This is a genomic window from Corynebacterium sp. DNF00584 (assembly GCF_001552965.1).
Taxonomy (GTDB): Bacteria; Actinomycetota; Actinomycetes; order Mycobacteriales; family Mycobacteriaceae; genus Corynebacterium; species Corynebacterium phoceense.
Genome location: NZ_KQ959760.1, coordinates 71,365 through 92,162, shown reverse-complemented (window position 1 = coordinate 92,162; position 20,798 = coordinate 71,365). Strand labels below are relative to the sequence as shown.

The following is a 20,798-nucleotide window of genomic DNA, read 5'->3' as shown; positions in this document are numbered from 1 at the left end:
GTGCACTGGGGTGCATCCACCGGTGGTACGTCCACGCACATCATCCGCGATAAGGAGCCAGATATGTCCCACGCTGCTACTTCCCAGACCGTGTCCGTCGGCATCGGCGCACTGACCATTGACGAGGTCGTCGCCGTCGCCCGCTACGGCGCGAAGGTAGAAATCACTTCCGAGGCGCTTGCTGAAGTCGAGGCGACGCGTGAGCGCGTCGAGGAACTCGCCCAGGATCCCACGCCGGTCTACGGCATCTCCACTGGATTCGGCGCGCTGGCGCGTCGCCACATTCCTGAGGAGATGCGAGCCCAGCTGCAGCTGTCGCTCGTGCGCTCTCACGCCGCGGGCACCGGACCGGAGGTCGAGGAAGAAGTCATCCGCGCGCTCATGCTCCTGCGTCTGTCCACGCTGTGTACAGGCCGGACCGGCGTGCGTCCCGTCGTCGCACAGACGTACGCGGACGTGCTGAACGCAGGTATCGTGCCGGTCGTGCGCGAGTACGGATCGCTGGGCTGCTCCGGCGACTTGGCGCCACTCGCCCACTGCGCCCTGGCCCTACTCGGCGAAGGCGAGGTCCGCGTGAACGGCGAACTCCAGGACGCGGGCGAGGCACTCAAGGCCGCAGGCATCGAGCCACTCGTCCTGCGCGAGAAGGAGGGCCTAGCGCTCATCAACGGCACGGACGGCATGCTGGGCATGCTGTGCCTGGCTATTACCGATCTGCGCCAGCTCGCCAAGACCGCGGACATCGCGACGGCGATGACGGTCGAGGGCCTGCTGGGCACGCTCGTCGTCTTTGCCGAAGACCTCCAGGAGCTGCGCCCGCATCCGGGTCAGGCGGCCGCGGCGGCGAACATCCTCAAGGTCGCAGAAGGCTCGGAGATCCTCGCCGCGGCGCTCGAAGAGTTCAAGAAGAACCAGGTTCAGGACGCCTACTCCGTGCGCTGCGCGCCGCAGGTCGCCGGCGGCTTCCGCGACACCATCGAACATGCCGCCACCGTCGCGGGCCACGAGCTCGCCGCTGCCGTGGATAACCCCGTCGTCGCCAAGGACGGCCGCGTGGTGTCCAACGGCAACTTCCACGGGGCGCCGGTCGCTTACGTGCTCGACTTCCTCGCGATCGTCACAGCGGATCTCGCCTCCATTTCTGAGCGCCGCACCGACCGCTTTCTCGATCCCGCGCGCAACCGCGGCCTCAACGCCTTCCTCGCGGACGACCCAGGCGTCGACTCCGGCCACATGATCGCGCAGTACGCCCAGGCCGGCATCGTCAGTGAACTCAAGCGCCTGGCCAACCCGTCCTCGGCGGATTCCATCCCGTCGTCAGCCATGCAAGAAGACCACGTCTCCATGGGCTGGTCCGCCGCGCGCAAGCTGCGCAAGTCCGTCGACGGACTGCAGCGCGTGCTGGCCATCGAGATCCTCACTGCTGCCCGCGCCATCGACATGCGCGACGGCGAGCCCGCGAAGGGAACCGGCGCGGTCATCGAAAAACTACGCGAGACTGTCCAGGGTGCAGGCACCGACCGCTTCCTCTCCCCCGAGATCGAGGAGACGGTACGTCTGGTCAAGGCAGGGACGCTGCTGGACGCGGTGGAAGGCGGCATCGGAAAGCTGCGCTAAGCAGGAGGGCCCATGCGGGCCCTTTTTTGCGACCCTCTGGGAGTCTCGTATCCCAGACACCCAACCCTGCAAGCGCCTCGTGCATCAACATCACAGACGCTACCTTTGTGAGACATGCGCCACGGTAGAAGGGGACAGCCCCGGGTAACCGGCCCTGCAACCACGCGCAGCTTACCTGTCGAAGAAAGGAACTCCCATGTCTGCACCCCGTGAAGTCCGCGCCCCGCGCGGCACGACGCTCAACGCCAAGTCTTGGCAGACCGAGGCGCCGCTGCGCATGCTCATGAACAACCTGGACCCTGAGGTCGCGGAGCGCCCCGAGGACCTCGTAGTCTACGGCGGCACTGGCCGCGCCGCACGCTCGTGGGAGGCTTTCGACTCCATCGTCGATGCGCTCAAGGACCTGGAATCCGATGAGACCCTGCTCGTCCAGTCCGGCAAGCCCGTGGGCATCTGGAAGACCAACGAATGGGCGCCGCGCGTGCTCATCGCCAACTCCAACCTCGTGGGCGACTGGGCCAACTGGGAGCACTTCCGCAAGCTCGAAGACGAGGGGCTCATGATGTACGGTCAGATGACGGCCGGGTCCTGGATTTACATCGCCACTCAGGGCATCCTCCAAGGCACTTTCGAGACCTTCGCCGCCGTCGCCCGCAAGCGCTTTAACGGCACGCTCGCCGGCACGCTGACTCTCACCGGCGGCTGTGGCGGCATGGGCGGCGCCCAGCCGCTCTCGGTCACGCTCAATGGAGGCGCGGTGCTCATCGTCGATGTGGACGAGACCCGCCTCAAGCGCCGTCAATCCAAGCGCTACCTCGACGAAGTGACGACGGATCTGGACGAGGCCCTGAAGCTCGTGCTCGCCGCGAAGGAAGAAAAGCGTGCGCTCTCGGTCGGTCTGGTGGGCAACGCCGCCGACGTTTTCCCGGAGATGCTGCGCCGCCAGCGCGCCGGCGAATTTACCGTCGACATCGTCACGGACCAGACTTCCGCGCACGATCCGCTCTCCTATCTACCCACGGAGATCCGCGTCGAGGATTGGCACGCCGAGGCCAAGGCAGACCCGACGACCTTTACGAAGAAGGCCCGCGAGTCCATGGCCGCCCAGGTGCAGGCCATGGTCGAGTTCCAGGACGAGGGCGCCGAGGTCTTCGACTACGGCAACTCCATCCGCGACGAGGCCCGCCACGCCGGCTACCAGCGCGCCTTCGAGTTCCCCGGCTTCGTGCCCGCCTACATCCGTCCGCTCTTCTGCGAGGGCTTGGGCCCGTTCCGCTGGGCCGCGCTGTCGGGCGATCCGGAGGATATCAAGGTCACCGACCAAGCTTTGAAGGAGCTCTTCCCGGACAACGAGCACCTCCACAATTGGCTCGACGCTGCCGAGGAGTACGTCGAGTTCGAGGGCCTGCCCGCACGTATTTGCTGGCTCGGCTACAACGAGCGCCACAAGGCTGGCCTCAAGTTCAACGAGCTGGTCCGCGAGGGAAAAATCTCCGCGCCCATCGTCATCGGCCGCGACCACCTCGACTCCGGCTCTGTGGCCTCGCCCTACCGCGAGACCGAGTCCATGCTCGACGGCACCGATGCCGTCGCGGACTGGCCGCTGCTCAACGCCATGACGGCCGTGTCCTCCGGCGCGACCTGGGTGTCGATCCACCACGGCGGCGGCGTGGGCATGGGCCGCTCCATCCACGCTGGCCAGGTATCCGTCGCCGACGGCACGGAGCTCGCCGCGGCCAAGCTGCGCGCCGTGCTTACCAACGACCCGGGCATGGGCGTTATCCGCCACGTCGACGCGGGCTACACCCGCGCCAAGGAGGTTGCAGACGAGCGCGGTGTGCGCATCCCCATGGAATTCAAGGCGCGCGATTAATATGTCCACGCTCTTTACTGGAATCAGCGAACTGCGCACCGTCTCTTCCGCTGGCACGCTTGCCGATGCCGCCCTTACCGTCGCCGACGGCGTCATCACCTGGGTTGGCTCGGCTTCCGATGCCCCCGCGCAGGCTCCCGCCTGCGAGGAGACCATCGACCTCGGCGGCCGGGCCGTCCTGCCTGGCTGGGTCGACTCGCACACGCACATGGTCTTCGACGGCAACCGCGGCGCGGAGTTCGAGGCGCGCCTGGCTGGTTCGTCGTATGAGGCTGGCGGCATCGCGGTGACTATGGAGGCGACACGTTCGGCCGGCGCTGACCGGCTCCGCGCGCTCGTCCGCGACCGCATCGCCGCCGGCCGCGCCGGTGGCACGACGACCTTTGAGACGAAGACCGGCTACGGGCTCAACACGGCCTCGGAGGTGGAATCCGCGCAGATTGCCGCCGAGTTCGCCGACGACGTTACGTTTCTGGGTGCCCACCTCGTCCCGCCGGGTGCCGACGCCGACGAGTACCTCGACGAGGTCGTCGGTCCGATGCTCGACGGCGTGGCACCGTACGTCCAGTGGATCGACGTCTTCTGTGAGCGCGGCGCCTTCAACGAGTCACAGTCCCGCCGCGTCCTGGAGGCCGGCATCGCCCGCGGTCTGGGTGTGCGCGTCCACGGCAACCAGCTGGGCGACGGCCCGGGCGTCCAGCTCGCCGTCGACCTTGGCGCGGCGAGCGTCGACCACGTCAACTACGTTACGGACGCGGACATCGCGGCCCTTGCGAACTCCGATACCGTCGCGACGCTCCTGCCCGCGTGCGATTTGTCCACGCGTCAGCCGCTCGCCCCGGGCCGCCGTCTCCTCGACGCGGGCGCGACCATCGCTATCGCGTCCAATCTCAACCCAGGCACCTCGTATACCTCGTCGATGAACTTCTGCGTGGCCACCGCGGTTCTGCAGCAACACCTCACGCTCGACGAGGCCATTGCCGCCGCGACGACCGGCGGTGCCAAGGCCCTGCGCCGCCACGACGTCGGCGACGGTCTCGACCCCCAGGGACGCCCGGCCAAGGGCACGCTGGTCCCCGGCGCCGCTGCGGACCTCCACGTCCTCCAAGGCACCAGCGCCATCGACTTGGCCTACCGCCCAGGCATGCCGCAGACATACCAGACCTACGTCGCCGGAGAGCTGGTCTAGCGTGAATAACTCGTATGAGTTGCCGAAAATTTTCTGATTTTCGCGCGACTCATACGAATTTCATTCTTTTCTTGACCGCACGCGCACCACCCGTCGCTAATTTTTCGCCTTGCACCTATAGATGACCGTCTTTAGCCAACTGCCGCGGCAATGGCCTCCGCCATCGCCTGCTGCCCCGCCGCCGTGGGGTGCATGGGGTACGAGCCCGTCGCCTCGCCCGTGAAATCCACCCACGGCTCCGCCGAGCACCCAGTGTGCTCCCCCGCGCCCGCCGGCATCACGTACGTCGCGCCGTACCTCTCGGCGGCCGCGCGCACTTCCCCGTTGATGCGAGTGATCTGCTCCGCGAGCCACGCCGCGTCGGGCACGTCCGTACATGCGTCGTTGAGCAACGGCATGTACCCCGTGGCGACGACGCGCGCACCCGGTGCTCGTTGTTCAATCACCACGTACACATCGTCCAGCCGCGCTGGCAGCTCTTCAAGCTCGCCCGCCACCTTCTCGCGCAGCCCCGCCGGGCACGCGTTCTCGAAGCACCGCGTCATGTCGATGAAGCTCACATCATTGCCGCCGATGCTCAGCGTCACCAGGTCCGTCTCTTCCCCCAGCGCCGCCACCTGCGGCGAGCCTTCCGATGCCGCCGTCCCCAACGCCGTCTTCTCCCCCACGTCCGCCGTCACGGCGCCTTGGCACGACGCGTTGACGAAATCTTCCACTCCCAGCGCGTCCGCAAGGAGAACAGGGTACGAATCCGCCGCGACCGCGCAAGCGTCGCCGGGATCCGTGGCAGCGTGGGAGCCCATCGCGGCGTAGGAATCTCCGAGAGCGACATAGTGCACCGGTTCCTCGACCAGCGTTGTCAACGTCATCTGCTCAGACGCGGTATCTGAACTACATGCAGCAAGACACCCTGCAAGAATTAAGAAAGCGAGACCGATGAGCAGGCGATTCATAATTCTCCCGAGTTTAAGTACAAAGTGACCGCCTAGAACAGCGGAATCCCCGGTTGCTCCGCAAGCTCCGCTCGCAGCGACGGATTCGCCATGATGCACAGCCCCGCAGCAGTAAAACGCACGCCCCCCAGTGGGCTGGACGAGGTAAGGAACTTCGCGCACTGGTCCACCTTGCCGAAGGCTCCTGGGTAGGTGTCGCTCGGCGAGCCCATCGAATACACCGAGGCCACCGACATCGCGACCGGGTCACCGCGGAGCGCATTCGAACTACTCTTAATACCGGTCCACAGCACGGCGCCCAGCGGATCGGTACGCCACTGGTCGCGTTCCTGTTGCGTCATGTCGAACGATTGAGCAGAGGCGGCCACGGGTGCGAGCGTGCTCATGCACAGCGCAGCCGCGGCAATGAGAGCGAGACGTTTCATGCTGCATAAGCTAGCACTACAGAGCACGCTCTACGTCTGGTTTCAAGACGGCCGCGTACAAACACCCTTGGCGCGCCGCGCATTGTGCCTACGATGAGATAAACGACGTCTACCTTCTCTCACTCATGACCACATTCTCACTCAATTTCAAGCGCTGGGAGATCGACTCCAACTCCCCCTGTCGCTCCTCTCGTCGGTACGAGGTTCCGGCGCGGAATTTATATTCTGGAATTCACTAACGGGGAACGCTACGTCGGCCTTACCGAAAACATCGTCCAACGTTTCGTAAAAAGCTCATCGAGGTAGCGACGTGTGGCGGAATTTCCATCCCCTTCAATCGAAGCCGCAAAACTCCCCAGATACGAATAATGCTCCAGCACGGTCTACGACAGGCATTCCGCCGTGCTGAAGCATACTACCGGCGTCTAGTATCCAGCGTGCTAATGCTGTGTAGCGCACAGCATCAGCACGTCACGATGAGAATCACCGACCCTCTCAGCGCTCCACTACTTCATGGAGGAAGCAGCCAAGACGTCCCTCACAATCTCCGCGATATGCTTCGCCTGCGCACCAGTACCCTGTTCGATCTGGGTGCGGCACGAGAAACCGTCAGCGATAACGATGGAGCCTTCCTTCGTAGCCTTACGAACTTTGGGGAAGAGCTCTCGCTCGCCGAGCGCCATGGAGACCTCCGCGTGACCCTTCTCGAAGCCCCAGTTGCCGGCAAGGCCGCAACACCCTGTGGCGATTGACTCGTCGCTGATACCGAGGGCATCGAGAAGCTGCTGCGATTGAGACGGATCACCCAGCGACTTCTCATGGCAATGGACCTGGGTAAGTGCCGAGACATCGCCCGGAACGATCTTTCCTTCAGCAACGAGCTCCTTGATGCGCGGGACGACAAACTCGGAGAACTGCGTCGTCGCTTGCGCGAGGCGCTTGATGTCAGGGTTCGGGGAAAGCTCGGTCGCCTCAGAGCGCAACATGACGGTGCACGAAGGTTCCACACCGATGACGGGTAGACCACGGTCAAGGTAAGGCTTCATCACCTTCGCGGTCTGCTCCAGCACACGCTTGGTCATATCGAGCTGTCCGGTGGAGTGCCACGTCAAGCCACAGCAGACAAACCCCTGAGGAATTTCCACCGTGTAGCCCAGCGCTTCGAGTACCTCAACTGCGGCCGTAGCCGGCGACGTGCCGAGCGAAGAGTTGAAGGAGTCCGGCCACAGCACGACCGTCATCGAGTCATCCCGCTGGGGTTGTACACGCTTGGCATGCCACGTGCGCAGCGAGGTATGCGCGAAATGGATGAGCGGACGGTTGGGGTCGAGCCCACCCACACGTGCGATGAGCTTATCCAAGCCCTTCGTGGACATCGCCTTATCGATGAGCGTTGGTACCAACGGAATCTTGTGCGCGACATAGCCCAACAGCGGCAGCCAGCCCATGACGTAGTGCGCACCCGGGCGCAATTTGCCCTTGTAATGCTCGTGGAGGAACTCCGCCTTGTACGTCGCCATGTCGACGTTGACGGGACACTCGGAAACGCAGGCCTTGCAGGACAGACACAGGTCAAGGGCCTCCTCGACTTCCTTGGATTGGAATCCATCCTTGATGGATTCACCACGGAACATCTCGGAGAACAAGCGGGCACGGCCACGGGTTGAATGGATTTCATCGCCGGTGATCTGGAAGGACGGGCACATAGAGCCGGTCTCAGAGCGACAGGCGGACACGCCCACGCAGCGATTGATGGCGTTGACCATCGATCCCTTGTCGTGACTAAAAGCATGGACTGGGGTGAGCTCGAAGGTGCGCTGGCCGGGCGCCATGCGCAGGCCCTGATCCGTGGCATCCGCCCACACAAGCACGCCCGGATTAAAGAGCTTGTCAGGGTCGAAGATGAGCTTGAATTCCTCGAAGACGCGACGCATTTCCGTCGAGTACATACGGTCTAGGAGCGCAGAACGTGCGCGGCCATCGCCGTGCTCGCCCGACAGCGATCCACCGTGAGAAGACACGAGCTCCGCGGCGTCCTCCATGAACGCCTTGAACTGGCGCACACCTTCCTCGGTACCGAAGTCGAAAGAAATACGCACGTGCACGCAGCCCTCACCGAAGTGACCAAACGGAATGCCGCGCAGAGAGTATTTATCCATGAGAGCGTAGAGATCGCGTAGATATTCGGCGAGATTTTCCGGTGGCACGGCAGAGTCCTCCCAGTTCGGCCAAGCCTCACCGCCATCAGGTAGGCGCGTGACGATGCCCGCTGATGCCTCACGGATACGCCACAACCCGCGCATCTCCGCGTGTTCATGGACGATGACGTGGTCCACAGTCTCAACGGACGCCGCGACGTCTTCGGCCAGCGTCAACGCTTCCTCGAGAGTATCGCCACCGGTCTCGCAATAGAGCCAACCGCCAGCTTCGATGCCCTTACGGTTACCAGGCAGGTTTTCACCGGCATGCTCTTGGCCGACCTTGGAACGCAGCGCCCCGAGTAGGTCACCACCCATGCCCTCGATGGTCGCTACACCCGGCAGGCGCAGCTTCGCGGCCGCAGCCGCTGCATCGAAGACTGTCTCAAAGGCAAGCACGGCCAAGGCCTTGACCTTAGGAACCGGGACAAGCTTGACGGTGAGCTTGGTGATGATGCCCGTGGTTCCTTCAGAACCGGCAAGCGCCTTCGCCACGTCAAATCCCTTGCGGTCCAGCAGGTAGTGCAGGCCGTAGCCAGAGACCTGGCGAGGGAAACGGCCGAGTTCCGCCTCGATGAGCTCAGCGTTGTCGGCTACGAGCGCACGCAGTTTGGTCTCCAGTTCCGGATCGGAGCAGCCACCTTCGCTGAAAGTCACCTCACGCCCGTCGGCCAGCATGATGGTGACATCAATGAGGTTCTCCGCCGCAGTACCAAAGGCCACGGAGTGGGAGCCACACGCGTTGTTCGCAACCATGCCGCCTACAGTGCAGCGTGAGTGAGTTGAAGGATCTGGTCCATACGTCAGGCCGAACGGCGCAGCAGCGTCACGCAGTGCGTCGCACACTACCCCCGGCTCGATGGTCGCTGTCCGTGCTTCCGGATCAATATCAAGGATGCGATTAAAGTAGCGAGAGGTGTCAATTATGAGTCCCTCGCCAATGGCATTGCCCGCCACCGAAGATCCGCCCCCACGGCCCACAACTTTCCATCCACGCTCGCGTGCAACCGAGATACCGTCGCGCACGTCATCAACGGTCTTAGGCTCGAGCACAGCCGCAGGAACGCGGCGGAAAATCGAGGCGTCCGAAGTGTACGCCGCGCGCGTGGTCATATCCATGCGCAACCCGGAACGCGCAATCTTCGCGTACACACTGGGTTCAAGGCGATCAAACTTGATGGTGCTAGTCATGGTCAGATGCTCCAAATCTTCACGAGGGCAACTCAACGCCGTATCTTGGGTAACATGTTACATGTTTCGTGGTTTCTGTAGGTAAAATTCTCCGAATGACCCCCTCTTCAAGCTCCCCCACTCCCCGAGTCACTGCGGCGCCCAACATGGCCACCCAGGTCATGAACCACGTTCGCGACTGCATTCACGACGGCACGATGTCGACCGGCAACTGGTACAGCGTGTATCAGCTCTCCGAGGAGTTAGGTATTTCCCGTTCCCCCGTGCGCGACGGCTTACTGCGTCTCGAAGAAGCTGGTCTCATCGAATTCGTCCGCAATCGTGGCTTCCGTATCGTCGAGTCTCAGCCTTCCGATGTCGCGGATATCTTCGACCTTCGATTAAGCATCGAGCCCAACGCCGCAGCTCGCGCTGCACGCGACCGCAGCGCGGACGAGCTCGCACACATGAAGGACATTATCGCGGCAATGAAGGCCAGCTGTACAGATGGCGACGAGAACGTTTTCTTCACGTGGGACCAAGAACTACACGACGCCATTTTGGCCGCCGGACATGCCCGCCGTGGCCGCGACATTCTATCGAAGCTGCGGACACATACGCGCCTGCTTTCGGATTCAACGGTGCGACGCTATCGGTCGCTCGAGCAAGTCCACTCCGAGCACCTCCCTATCATCGAGGCCATTGCCGTACGTGACAGCGAAGCAGCACACACAGCTATGACCGAGCACATCACCGCAACCGGCCGTCTGCTACTCGAGCAGGCGGTGAGCAAGAAGCATCCCGAATACTCAGAGGACGAATTATCGACCGCAATCGAAGAGATCTGGCAACAGCAAGTCGCACAGTTTTAAAGCAGGTCACACACTAGGACTGAGAGGGCAGTACATAAAGCGGGCGCCCGTGGATTGCTCCACGGGCGCCCGCTTCCAGCGTTAAGGACCTAGTGCTTGGTGCTCTGCGGCTTCGGGCGATAAGTCAGCACGAACGCGCAGACAGCACAGAGTGTGGCACAGCTGTAGGTAACCGGAGCAAGCCAATTCTCCACTCCGGAAACCACGTCGCCACTACCAATGACGATGCCGAAGGTCTGGGTGAGAATGATGCACACGCCGCCGATAAGAAACAGCGCCATGAATACGAAGAACAGCACTTGAAATGCGCTAAAGACCATTTTCATTTTTGGTTTCCCTTTCTTACTGAGCGACGTAGATGGGCAACCAACCCATTCCGATGAGCCAGGACAACGCGATCATCGGCAACACAAAATAAACAATGAGCGGCACGAACATCTTCGGCGGATTAGCATCCGCCATAGCTGCCGAGAGATAAATGGGTGCACCAACCGGCGGGGAGGCTCCCTCAGTGGAGGTACACAGCAGGATGGCGACAATGGCAACAGTCGGGTCGAGCCCCACTGCTATAAGAGCCGCCATAGCTGGCGCACCGATAGCCGCCGCAGTTGCAGTCGAAGACAGTGGCGTGGCGACGAGGACTGCAAGGACGCCGACGACAATAAGCATGAGCCAGCGCGGCAGACTCATCGAGTCAAGTAGGCCAGACAGCTGCGGTCCGACGCCGAGTTCCTCCATAATCTTCGCTGCAGCCAAGGCAGCAAAGAGGGAAATTCCTACCGTGGCGAACTGATGCGCGTCCTGCTTAAGCTGAATACGGAAATGCTCGTTGTTGTTACGGATATGTTTCGCACCTTCGAGAAGCGCGATGAGCGTAATAAGAATCGGCACCCACACGATGATCGAGATCGACTTCACAGCTTCCTTGCCCAATTGGGACGTGAGGTAACCGGCAACCGGGCCGATCGTGAGAATGACGGGGATGATGATGCCCAAGAAGATAGACGGCGAGCGCCAGCCTTCCTTCATCGCCTGCGCGAATGACTTGAGGTCTTCACGCGGAGTGGCCGCGATCTTATCGGTACGCGTCCACAAGAACACGACCGCCAAACGGTAAAGGACCGCGTAGGCGCCACCACATGCTAGAGCGACATAGACGCTTGAAGCCGATGCACCAGTAGCTGCTGGCAGCGCCAGGATGATAAACATCGTAGAGTTCGGCGGCAACGCGACGCCGAGTCCGGAGTTGCCAGCGACGAGCGTCGCGGCGCGTTCCGAAGACCACCCAGCACGCTTCATCCATGGGATAGTCACCGAGCCAACCGTTGCAGAGTTTCCAGCGGTTGAACCAGCAATAAGGCCAATCATCGCAGAACCCAGTGTCGAGACGTACGCAGCGCCGCCACGCAACCGACCGAAGATGGAGTTCAAAATTTCAATGAGACGGTCGATGAGACCCGTCGACTGCACGACAATGCCCATGAACACGAAAGCCATACCTGCGAACGTGACCTCTGATTGCGCCGCACCAAAAACTGCTTTGCCCAGCATCGCGGGGGCATGGGTGCCGCCCAGCAATGCCGTGGCAATGAGGGCTACGACCAGAGACTCCGAAATCTCGCGCTTAAGGGCGGTGTTCATAATCACCGTCACCGCGATAAAGACCACAAGGGCTGCGATGCCCATATGCGCCTCCTTATAGTGCTCCAATTAAGTGATACGAGTCACCGTAGCATGTTACACGTCACACGTTTAAAGTTTGCTAATTTTCAAACACCCCCGAATACCCCACTTCTTCGGTGCTAAACCACGAAGAATGCACGGGTTCCCCTCCATCAGTGACTGAAAACAAAGAAAGCCGGGGCGGTGCAACCACACCCCGGCACAATAGATACAGAAACTAAATCTGATGCTCCCCACTCAACAATTGCTCCACCGATTTGGCGCCACCGGCGGCGGCAAACTCGGCACGGGCGGCATCGAGAAGCTCCGGGTCTGCCAGAACGTCGAAGGCGGTCTGGGCGAGCCCCACGGCGGCATCGGCAGCGGCGGTGCGGGCGTTGTCGCTGATAGACCATTCGCGGAAGGCTTCGGTATGCAGGACGACATCGTCGGGCGAGACCTTGATAACGGGGTGGATACCGGGCACAAGGTGCGAGATGTTGCCAAAATCCGTGGACGCAGCGAGGGTCTCCGGAACGACGCCGGCAGGCAAGGCAACACGGCCGCGCAGGGACTGCGTGCGCGCCCACCGCTGTGCGAGGACCTCGTTGTTGCGCACCGGCAGTGACATGGGATTGAGGTCCCACTCGACGCGGTAGCCGCAGCCGGACATGAGTGCGGCACCATGCATGATGTCGTCGACGCGGCGGGACAAATCGAGGAGGGTTTCCACCTCGCCCGAGCGCACGTAGAGGTTGAGCGAGGCATGTCGCGGGATGACGTTGGGTGAATCGCCGCCGTCCTCGATAATCGCGTGGAGCCTATCCCCCGGCGGCATCTGTTGGCGCAAAAGTCCCAGGCCCTGGTATGCGAGTGTTGCAGCATCGAGCGCGTTGCGCCCCATGAATGGGCTTGCGGAGGCGTGCGCGGGCACGCCCTCAAACGTGATGGTGGCGCTGCGACGTCCCAGCCACACGTGTGAGGCGATGTCATAGCCGAAGCCGTGGACCATCATCGCGCAATCGACGCCGTCAAGGGCGCCGCCGCGAATCATGTATTCCTTCCCCGTATGCCCCTCTTCGGCCGGGGTCCCCAGCACGACGATGCGCCCCGCGGGCACCGTCTCTATCCGCTGCAGCGCCGCAGTGAGCGCGAGAAACGCGCCCACGCCCGCGGCCGCAATGATGTTGTGGCCGCACGCATGACCGATGCCAGGCAGAGCATCGTACTCAGCGAGGATAGCGACGGTGGGGTGCTTACTTTCGTCGAAATCGGGGCTTTGCCAGGACGCTTCAAAGGCGGTCCCGACGCCGTAGGCACCGCGCGTGACGGTGAAGCCGCGTTCTTCGATAATGTCCGCGAGCAGGGCGGAGCTGCGGTATTCCTCGAAGGCGGTCTCCGGATGTGCGTGAAGATCCGCCACGATGTGGTTGAGGGTGTCCGTGAGGTCCTCCACGCACTTTTCGATGAGATCCCACGCTGCAGTGGGTGCGGTGGGGGCGACGACGGCCTCAATGACGCGCTCGATATCGCCCTCAAGCTGGCGATGCATCGCGTCGAGGTACGCCGTCGACGGCACAGTGGGATGTTCTTCAGGTGAATCAGCCATGCATTATCCCTCGATCATAATTCCGTTGCCCGGCCCCAGCGGCAGGTCCGCGTAGAACCAGATGGCGAGCAGGATGACCCATGCCGTGAAGAACGGGATGACGAAAGGAATAAGACGCGACATCAGCGTGCCCAGGCCCGCCTTCGGTTCGTAGCGCTGGAGCAGGCCCAGCATAACAATCATGTACGGGTTAAGCGGGGTGATGATCTGCGTCGCGGAGTCACCCACGCGGAACGCGGCCTGAATGAAGGCCGGCTCATAGCCCAGCAGCGCAAACATCGGGACGAAGACCGAGGCCATGAGCGTCCACATGGACGAACCTGAGATGATGAGCAGGTTGAGCAGCGAGGCCAGCACGATGAACGCGAGGACTGCCGGGAAGCCGGTGAGCCCGATGGATTCGAGGAAGGCCGCGCCATGGACCGCCGTGAAGGTACCGATGCCGGTCCATGCGAAGAGCGCGACGAACTGGCCAAGGATGAACGCGAGGACGAGGAAGGACAACATGTCCTTGAGCGAGCCAATCATCATGTCCACGACGTCCTTGACGTTCTTCACCGTGCCCACGATGCGGCCGTAGACGATGCCCATGACGAGGAAGTAGAGGAAGACGATGAAGACAATGGAGCTCAGCAGCGGCGACTTGGGCAAGTAACCGCCCGTCTCGTTGCGCCACGGGGAGTCCGGGATGAGCGCTGCGAAGAGGATAACCGCGGTGACGATGACGGCCGCGAGGACCGAGAAGATGAGGCCACGCATTTCCTTCTTGGACAGTTCGGCACTGAGCTCTTCGCCGTTCTCGTCGCGGTCGCCGCGCTTGGCGGCCTCCTCCAGGTTGATGTGCTCCTCGGTGGGGACCTCCTGCTGCCACATGCGCTTCTCAATGACCTTGTCGATGATGAAGCCGGCCACGATGCCGAGGACAATCGAGCTCGTGATGTTGAAGAAGTAGTTACTCACCGCGTTGACGTCCGCGAACTGAAAATTCGGCAGCGTCTGCATGACGGCGTTGGTGATTCCGGCGAAGAGGGCATCCAAACTCGTGGGCACGAGTGCTGTGGAGTAGCCCGCGCCGACGGCCGCAAAACCGCCGATGAGACCCGCGACCGGGTGGCGGCCCGCCGCCTTAAAGACCATCGCGGCGAGCGGCGGCACGACGACGAACGCGGCATCCGCCATGACGGACGCAGTGACGCCGATGACGCCGACCGCGTACGGCAGCAGCGTGGGATGCGCCGAGCCGAAGAGCTTGCGAATGAGCGCGGAGAGCATTCCGGAGCGCTCCGCCACGCCGACGGCCAGCAGGATGGGAAGCACCGTGAGCAGTGGCGGGAAACCAATGTAGTTCTCACCCAGCGTCGTGGTGAACCACGCCATGCCTTCGCCCGTAAACAGGCCCTTGATGGCCAGTTCCTCATCGCTGCCCGGAACCATGACTTTCGTGCCATTCCACGCGAGGATAGACGAGGCTACCGCCGTGATGACGTAGAGAATGAGGAAGATAGTAAACGGCTCGGGCAGCTTGTTGCCTACTGCTTCCACGCCGTTGAGGAATGTATCGAGCCAGCCGCCCGATTGTCGTTGCGCGGCGGCCTTCTTCTAGGAACGGTCCTCGGCGCGCGGCGCACCTTCGGATGTCGGTGTTGCCATGGCTGGCTCCTTACATTCAGAGTCAATGACGTGACGGTAGAGACGAACTTCTTTCAGTGTGATACAAGTTACTCACTATGTGCGTGACTATAACCGACATCACGCCGAAGTGCGCGAATTCTGCGAAGTTCCTCTCCCCCATCACATCGCCCAATCCTCCCTGCCCGCACGTCAGTAGTTCCACGAAGGAAGGAGAACACTTCAGTAGAAGGAGTACGTCATGACATTTCAGTGGGGCACCAAGGATAAGGTCGCGTTGCTGGATTATGCGGAGGATGCGGTGACGGGGGCATCGGAAAGCTTGAGCGACGTGGAGCGTGGACAGCGTCGCGCCATCGGGAAACTCCATATCCCGATAGATAGTTTGGGTGAAAGGTGTGCCCCAGTGTGGAGAGGCATCCGTGTCGAGGGCAACGCGCAGCGCGTACGACATGGCTACACATTGTGCGGTAGATGGCCCCTCAAAAAGGCCATAGCCGCAGGTCGCGCTCTTCGCGGAGAAAAGCGCAACCTGCGGCTATGTCCAACCTCAATGGACCAAGTAGCGACTAGGAACTACCGGCTCGCGACTTCCAGCAGCTCCAGCACATGCTGGTACTCGTGTCCAGTCGCACGCGACAGACCGAGCTCGCAGGTGCGGTTGAGCGAGGCGTGGTGCGCGGAGTCGATCTCCGCGACCTCCTTCGCCTCATCGCGCGTCGCCGAGGCGGTGAGCTCCGGGTGGAGCATGCCGCGGTCGCCGGCGTAGCCACAGCAGTTCCAGTCGGCGGGGATGTGGACCTCACGGGCGGCGGCCTTGGCGACGGTCTCGAGGTCACCGATGATGTCGAGGTGCTTCGAGGAGCACGTCGGGTGCAGCGTAATCGAGGAGACCTTGTGCTTGACCTCGAGGGTGGGCAGGATGTGCTCGACCGTAAAGGCCACGGCATCGATGACGGTAAGGCCCGCGGCTTCGGCCATGGCCTTGAAGCCTTCGGAGCAGGAGGAGGCATCGGAAAGCACGGGCAAACGGCCGTGATCCGTGGCGGCCATGAGGGAGGCTTGGACGCGCTTTTCCATGATCGCGTGGCCCGTCTTCATACCCTTCGAGGTCCACGGGGTGCCACAGCAGAGCGCATCGATGTCCTTGGGCACGCGGAGGCTCACGCCGGCACGCTCGGCGAGGGCCACAAAGGCATCGGTAGCGCCGACGCCCGAGCCAGACGGGCCGAACATGGTGTTGACGCAGGCCGGAACGTAGACGGCAATGGGCTCGCCCGGCGCGCCGACATGCTCACCCAGACGCGAGCGCAGCTTGCCGCCCTTGCCCAGCTCCGGCTGGTACTCGGGCATGATGTCCTCGCCCACCAAGGCACGTGCGACATCGGTGACCTTTTGTACCAGGCCAGTAGGCAGGACGTTGACGCCGGTCAAGGCTGCCGATGCCACCGTGGGCACCGCCGGCCACGCCTTCGCCGCCCCAGCCCACACGGCACGGGTAACTTCTTGCTTGGCGCCGGTGCGCTGGGAGCGCAGCTTCTTCACGAACTTGCCGGTGTCGATGCCCACGGGGCAGGCGGTAACGCACATGGAGTCGACCGCACAGGTGTCGATGCCCTGGTACTCGTAGGCCTCGGCGAGCTCCTTGGCATCCTCTTCGCGGCCTTCGGCGCGGGCCTTGGCCATGGCGCGGCGCACGACGATGCGCTGGCGCGGAGTCATGGTGAGGTTGCGCGACGGACAGACCGGCTCGCAGTAGCCGCACTCGACGCAACGGTCGATGTCGATTTCGACCTCATGGTTGAGCTTGATGTTGCGGATGTGGGCCTCCGGGTCATCGTCGATGATGACGCCCGGGTTCATGGTGCCGCGCGGGTCAGCGGCGCGCTTAAGTTCCAAGTGGACGTCGTAGAGTTCGTCACCGTACTGGCGGCGCACATACGGTGCCATGGCGCGGCCGGTGCCGTGCTCGGCCTTGAGGTTGCCGCCAGCGGCGAGGATGAGGTCGACCATGCCCTCGTTGAAGTTGTTGTAGCGGCCCAGTGCCTCGTCGCCCTCAAAGCGGTCCGTGAGCAGGAAGTGGATATTGCCGTCCTTGGCGTGGCCGAAGATGACGGCGTCGTCGTAGCCGTACTTTTTGAACAGCTCTTGGAGAGACTCACACGTCGGCGCAAGATCCGGAACTGGCACCACGACGTCCTCGAGCAGCGCCGTCGTGCCGGACTTACGAGCGCCGGCGACGGAGGCGTAGAGGCCGTTGCGGAAGGCCCATGCCACCGCGCGGTCCACGCGGTCCTGGGAGAACTCCGCCGGTGCGCGCAGCGGCAGCTCACGCAGGAGCGCCGAGCCCTTGTCCTGGAGGCAGCGTAGTTCCTCTTCCTCGTTGGCGTGATACTCGATGAGCAGCGCGGCCTGCTTGTCCACGTCGAAGCCCGTGATCGCCGCAGGCACGCCCTTCAATTCCTGGCCCACGCGGATAGACGAGGAGTCCATGAGCTCCAGCGTCGCAGCGCCAGAATCCAGCAGGTCCGGCAGTGCGCGCGTCGCGGAATCCAGGTCGTCGAAGACCGCGACCGTGGTGGTGGCGAATTTGGAAATGGGCACGGTGCGGAAGACAGCCTCGGCGACGAAGGCGAGGGTTCCCTCGGAGCCGATGAGCAGGTGTTCGAAGAGCTTGACCGGATCCTCAAAGTCGAGGAAGGAGTTGAGACCGTAGCCCATCGTGTTCTTCAGCCCGAAGTGGCGGCGGATGATGTCCACGGACTCCGGGTTGTCGTTGACCCGGCGGCGCAGGCGCTCCAGCGTCTCCACGAGCTCCGGCTCCTGGGCCTTGAACTGCGCGTTGGCGTCCTTGTCCGCGGTATTGATCATCGTGCCGGACGGCAATATGAACGTCATGGATTCGAGCGTGCGGTACGTGTTGAATTCGGTGCCACACGCCATGCCGGACGAGTTATTCGCGACGACGCCGCCAATGGTCGCAGCCGAGCTCGAGGCCGGGTCCGGTCCAAGCTTGTAGCCCCACAGCTGCAGGCGCGCATTGACTTGGCGGACTGTCGCGCCCGGCTGCACGCGCACGCGCTTGCCTTGGTCGAGGACCTCGATGTCTTTAAAGTGGCGGCGGGTATCGACCAGAATGCCGTCACCCGAGGCCTGGCCGGCCAGCGAAGTGCCGCCGGAGCGCAGCGTCACCGGCTTGCCATCGCGCGCGGCGGCTTTGAACACCGCGGCGACCTCGGCCGCGTCTTTCGCGACGACGACGGCCTCCGGCATTTGATAGTAGTGGGACGCATCCGAGGCGTACTTCACGCGCTCCACGAGCTGCGTGCGAACATCCTGGGCGGGCAGGGACTTATCCAAAACAGGCGTGGTCATATGCTTCATCGTAGAAGCTCAAACCTGCTTTAACGATGAAGTATTGCCTTAGTTTTACCCCGCATAGGGGCGCTGCCACAGGGCCGCTTGTGGCCTTCTGGGTCTAGCCCAGCCCCTGCAGCGCGGCTGTATCGTGTGCACCGCCAAGCTAACCATCACTGTGGTCGAACACCGACCACATCTGGGTGCGCTCCCGGATCGTGACCATGACCGGAAACCTCGCGGCCGCGTGGGGAACACCTCGACGATTTCGAAGGCATCGAATACTCCCGCGTCGAGGTCACCGCCCGCACGGAGCACGGCCCAGTGGCACCATGGGAATATGCACTCGCCTAGCCTTATTGTCCTCGCCACCTTCGCCGCCCCGCTTAGCGATGCCCCCGGCCAAGCCTTTAGCCGTTGCTACAACCCCGCCCCGGCGTATCCGGCTAACCGCCGAGCCGCACTGACCGGGCAATATCCGCAGCGAGAAGCGACGAAGCGAATCACCGACGTATTCGCCGAGGCTGGCTGGACCGTCACCGAGGATCCCACCGCGCAACACGCTGGGCCCACATTCCTCTTGTTGGAAGAACCCGACCCCGCGATTCTCACAGACCTGCTCGACACGAACCCACAGTGCGTGCTGGCAGCCGTGACGCTCACAGGCGACCACACGACGATGTCGTTGCACTGGCCTGGCGTTGTCGAAGATGGCGACTGCGCCGAGCTCGTCTCGCCCCTTGATCTGGCACCGACGCTCGCGGCCATCGCCGGACTCGACGTGCGCCCTAACGCGCGCCTGTCCTTCGACGGACTCAACCTCGTGCCCGTCCTGCGCTACGGCGCGGCGGGACACGCGGCCCTGTTCTTTGACAACGGCATCCGCACCATCGACGCCTCTCTCATCGACGGCGAGGCCCACCCCGAAAGCCTGCGCGCGGCGCTCCAGGACGAATGGGACACCTGGCGCGGCTTTATGGGGTTCGGACCGCTGCAGTAGCGAGATGACAGTGCCTAGATGGCCGGGCCCTCGGGGATGATCCACCACATGAGGGCGTAGGCCAACACTCCGGAGAACCCCATGAGGGTCAGCACGATGAAGATGATGCGAACCACAGCGGGGTCAACGTTGTAGGTCTCCGCGATGCCGCCGCAAACGCCTGCGACGTAGCGGTCGGTCGTCGAACGAGTAAGTCGGTTGTTCATGGTGGTCTCCTTGCTGGTCGTCGTGTCTAGTGTTGTCTGACACTTTTTATTCAACTCGAAGTAGAAGCCCTGCGCATCCGGGTTTACCCTGATTTCCAGCCTCACCTGTGCTCGCCACAATTGCCGCCTCGTGTCCGTGCGACACGCTACGCTGGTGCCCAACGTAATTTATCTGTTGAAAGGACCCTCATGACCCGTGCACACGGCCTGCCTGCCCCTTCCCCCACCTCGTACGCGGTGGTGACCGGCGCCTCCCAGGGCATCGGCAAGGCAATGGCCACGGACCTGGCCAAGATGGGCTACAACACGATCCTCGTCGCGCGCCGCGAGGCCGTACTGGAATCCATCGCAGCCGAGCTGCGCGGCTTCGGCGTGGAGTCTGAGGCGTTTGCCGCCGATCTTTCCGATGCCGCCGATGTCGACCGCCTCATTGCCCGCATGGGCGAGCTCGAGGTCACCATCCTTATCAACTCCGCGGGCATCGCCAGCTTCGGCAAATTCATGGACCAGGACTGGGACTACGAGACCAAGCAGTTCGCGCTCAACGGCACAGCCGTCCACCGGCTCACCCGCGCAGCGCTCGAGCAGATGCTGCCGCGCCGCCGCGGTGCCATCTGCAACGTCGGCTCGGCGGCCGGCAACGTCTCCATTCCCAACAACGCGACGTACGTGTTTACCAAGGCCGGCGTCAACGCGTTTACAGAAGCACTGCACTACGAGCTCAAGGACACCGGCGTGACCTGCACGCTGCTGGCGCCGGGACCCGTGCGCGACGCCGTCGTTCCCGAGGAAGAGCAGTCCATCGTGGACAAGGTCGTGCCGGACTTCCTGTGGACCACGTACGAGTCCTGCTCGGCCGAAACGTTGAAAGCCATGGCGCGCAACCAGCGCCGCGTGGTCCCCGGCCCGTTGTCGAAGCTCATGAACCTGGCCGGCCAGGTCGTGCCCACGCCTATCGCCGCGCCGGTCATCGGCAGTTTCTACGCGAAAATGGCTTAAGGACGACTACTCCCCGCGGCGCTGGGGGCGCGGCGGGGA

Annotated in this window: 15 protein-coding genes; 6 read left to right on the top strand and 9 right to left on the bottom strand. The window is 62.9% G+C overall.

The genetic code is table 11. From position 1 onward, the window contains the following. Nucleotides 1-63: 63 nt before the first annotated feature. From hutH to hutI, 3 genes are all read left to right on the top strand, one after another. Nucleotides 64-1,617 carry a histidine ammonia-lyase gene (gene hutH / locus HMPREF0307_RS08835; RefSeq protein WP_066491719.1) on the top strand — a complete coding sequence of 518 codons (1,554 nt, stop codon included), beginning with the start codon at nt 64-66 and terminating at the stop codon, nt 1,615-1,617. A gap of 196 nt (nt 1,618-1,813) precedes the next feature. Then, nucleotides 1,814-3,490: a urocanate hydratase gene (locus HMPREF0307_RS08830; protein ID WP_066491708.1), complete on the top strand. Its 1,677-nt coding sequence runs from the start codon at nt 1,814-1,816 to the stop codon at nt 3,488-3,490. 1 nt (nt 3,491) lies between these two features. After that, nucleotides 3,492-4,679 (top strand): imidazolonepropionase, encoded by a 1,188-nt coding sequence (gene hutI, locus HMPREF0307_RS08825; protein ID WP_066491702.1) that lies wholly within the window; start codon nt 3,492-3,494, stop codon nt 4,677-4,679. A 131-nt stretch (nt 4,680-4,810) separates the two neighbouring features. On the opposite strand, the gene HMPREF0307_RS08820 is transcribed toward hutI, so the two are convergent. The 3 genes from HMPREF0307_RS08820 to HMPREF0307_RS08810 all read right to left on the bottom strand — a co-directional run bounded on the left by HMPREF0307_RS08820 (nt 4,811) and on the right by HMPREF0307_RS08810 (nt 9,446). Then, entirely contained in the window at nt 4,811-5,632 is an 822-nt protein-coding gene (locus tag HMPREF0307_RS08820) for an SGNH/GDSL hydrolase family protein (protein ID WP_070594042.1), read from the bottom strand. A 32-nt stretch (nt 5,633-5,664) separates the two neighbouring features. Further along, nucleotides 5,665-6,057: a hypothetical protein gene (locus HMPREF0307_RS08815; protein WP_070539331.1), complete on the bottom strand. Its 393-nt coding sequence runs from the start codon at nt 6,055-6,057 to the stop codon at nt 5,665-5,667. Nucleotides 6,058-6,563: 506 nt separating this feature from the next. Further along, a complete protein-coding gene (locus tag HMPREF0307_RS08810; protein ID WP_066491680.1) occupies nt 6,564-9,446 on the bottom strand; it encodes an FAD-binding and (Fe-S)-binding domain-containing protein in 2,883 nt (960 codons plus the stop codon). Between the two features lie 95 nt (nt 9,447-9,541). Here HMPREF0307_RS08810 and HMPREF0307_RS08805 point away from each other — a divergent pair, with 95 nt between their 5' ends. After that, on the top strand, nt 9,542-10,297 hold the full coding sequence (locus HMPREF0307_RS08805; protein WP_066491673.1) for a GntR family transcriptional regulator: 756 nt from the start codon (nt 9,542-9,544) through the stop codon (nt 10,295-10,297). An 89-nt stretch (nt 10,298-10,386) separates the two neighbouring features. Here the strand turns inward: HMPREF0307_RS08805 and HMPREF0307_RS08800 are convergent, their stop codons facing one another. From HMPREF0307_RS08800 to HMPREF0307_RS08780, 5 genes are all read right to left on the bottom strand, one after another. Beyond that, nucleotides 10,387-10,623: a hypothetical protein gene (locus tag HMPREF0307_RS08800; RefSeq protein ID WP_066491671.1), complete on the bottom strand. Its 237-nt coding sequence runs from the start codon at nt 10,621-10,623 to the stop codon at nt 10,387-10,389. A gap of 16 nt (nt 10,624-10,639) precedes the next feature. After that, nucleotides 10,640-11,983 carry a TRAP transporter large permease subunit gene (locus HMPREF0307_RS08795; RefSeq protein ID WP_066491661.1) on the bottom strand — a complete coding sequence of 448 codons (1,344 nt, stop codon included), beginning with the start codon at nt 11,981-11,983 and terminating at the stop codon, nt 10,640-10,642. Between the two features lie 214 nt (nt 11,984-12,197). Then, complete coding sequence (locus tag HMPREF0307_RS08790; RefSeq protein WP_066491653.1) at nt 12,198-13,568, bottom strand: M20 family metallopeptidase; 1,371 nt, start codon at nt 13,566-13,568, stop codon at nt 12,198-12,200. A 3-nt stretch (nt 13,569-13,571) separates the two neighbouring features. Continuing rightward, complete coding sequence (locus tag HMPREF0307_RS08785) at nt 13,572-15,110, bottom strand: AbgT family transporter (protein ID WP_066491650.1); 1,539 nt, start codon at nt 15,108-15,110, stop codon at nt 13,572-13,574. Between the two features lie 663 nt (nt 15,111-15,773). Continuing rightward, on the bottom strand, nt 15,774-18,572 hold the full coding sequence (locus HMPREF0307_RS08780) for an FAD-binding and (Fe-S)-binding domain-containing protein (RefSeq protein WP_066491648.1): 2,799 nt from the start codon (nt 18,570-18,572) through the stop codon (nt 15,774-15,776). A gap of 322 nt (nt 18,573-18,894) precedes the next feature. On the opposite strand from HMPREF0307_RS08780, the gene HMPREF0307_RS08775 reads away from it, so the two are divergent. Continuing rightward, a complete protein-coding gene (locus HMPREF0307_RS08775) occupies nt 18,895-19,554 on the top strand; it encodes an alkaline phosphatase family protein (RefSeq protein WP_066491645.1) in 660 nt (219 codons plus the stop codon). Nucleotides 19,555-19,568: 14 nt separating this feature from the next. Here HMPREF0307_RS08775 and HMPREF0307_RS08770 read toward each other — a convergent pair whose 3' ends face one another. Next, entirely contained in the window at nt 19,569-19,760 is a 192-nt protein-coding gene (locus HMPREF0307_RS08770) for a PspC domain-containing protein (RefSeq protein ID WP_066491643.1), read from the bottom strand. A gap of 189 nt (nt 19,761-19,949) precedes the next feature. Between HMPREF0307_RS08770 and cmrA the strand changes: the two genes are divergently transcribed. Then, entirely contained in the window at nt 19,950-20,759 is an 810-nt protein-coding gene (cmrA, locus tag HMPREF0307_RS08765; RefSeq protein WP_066491641.1) for a mycolate reductase, read from the top strand. Nucleotides 20,760-20,798 lie beyond the last annotated feature (39 nt).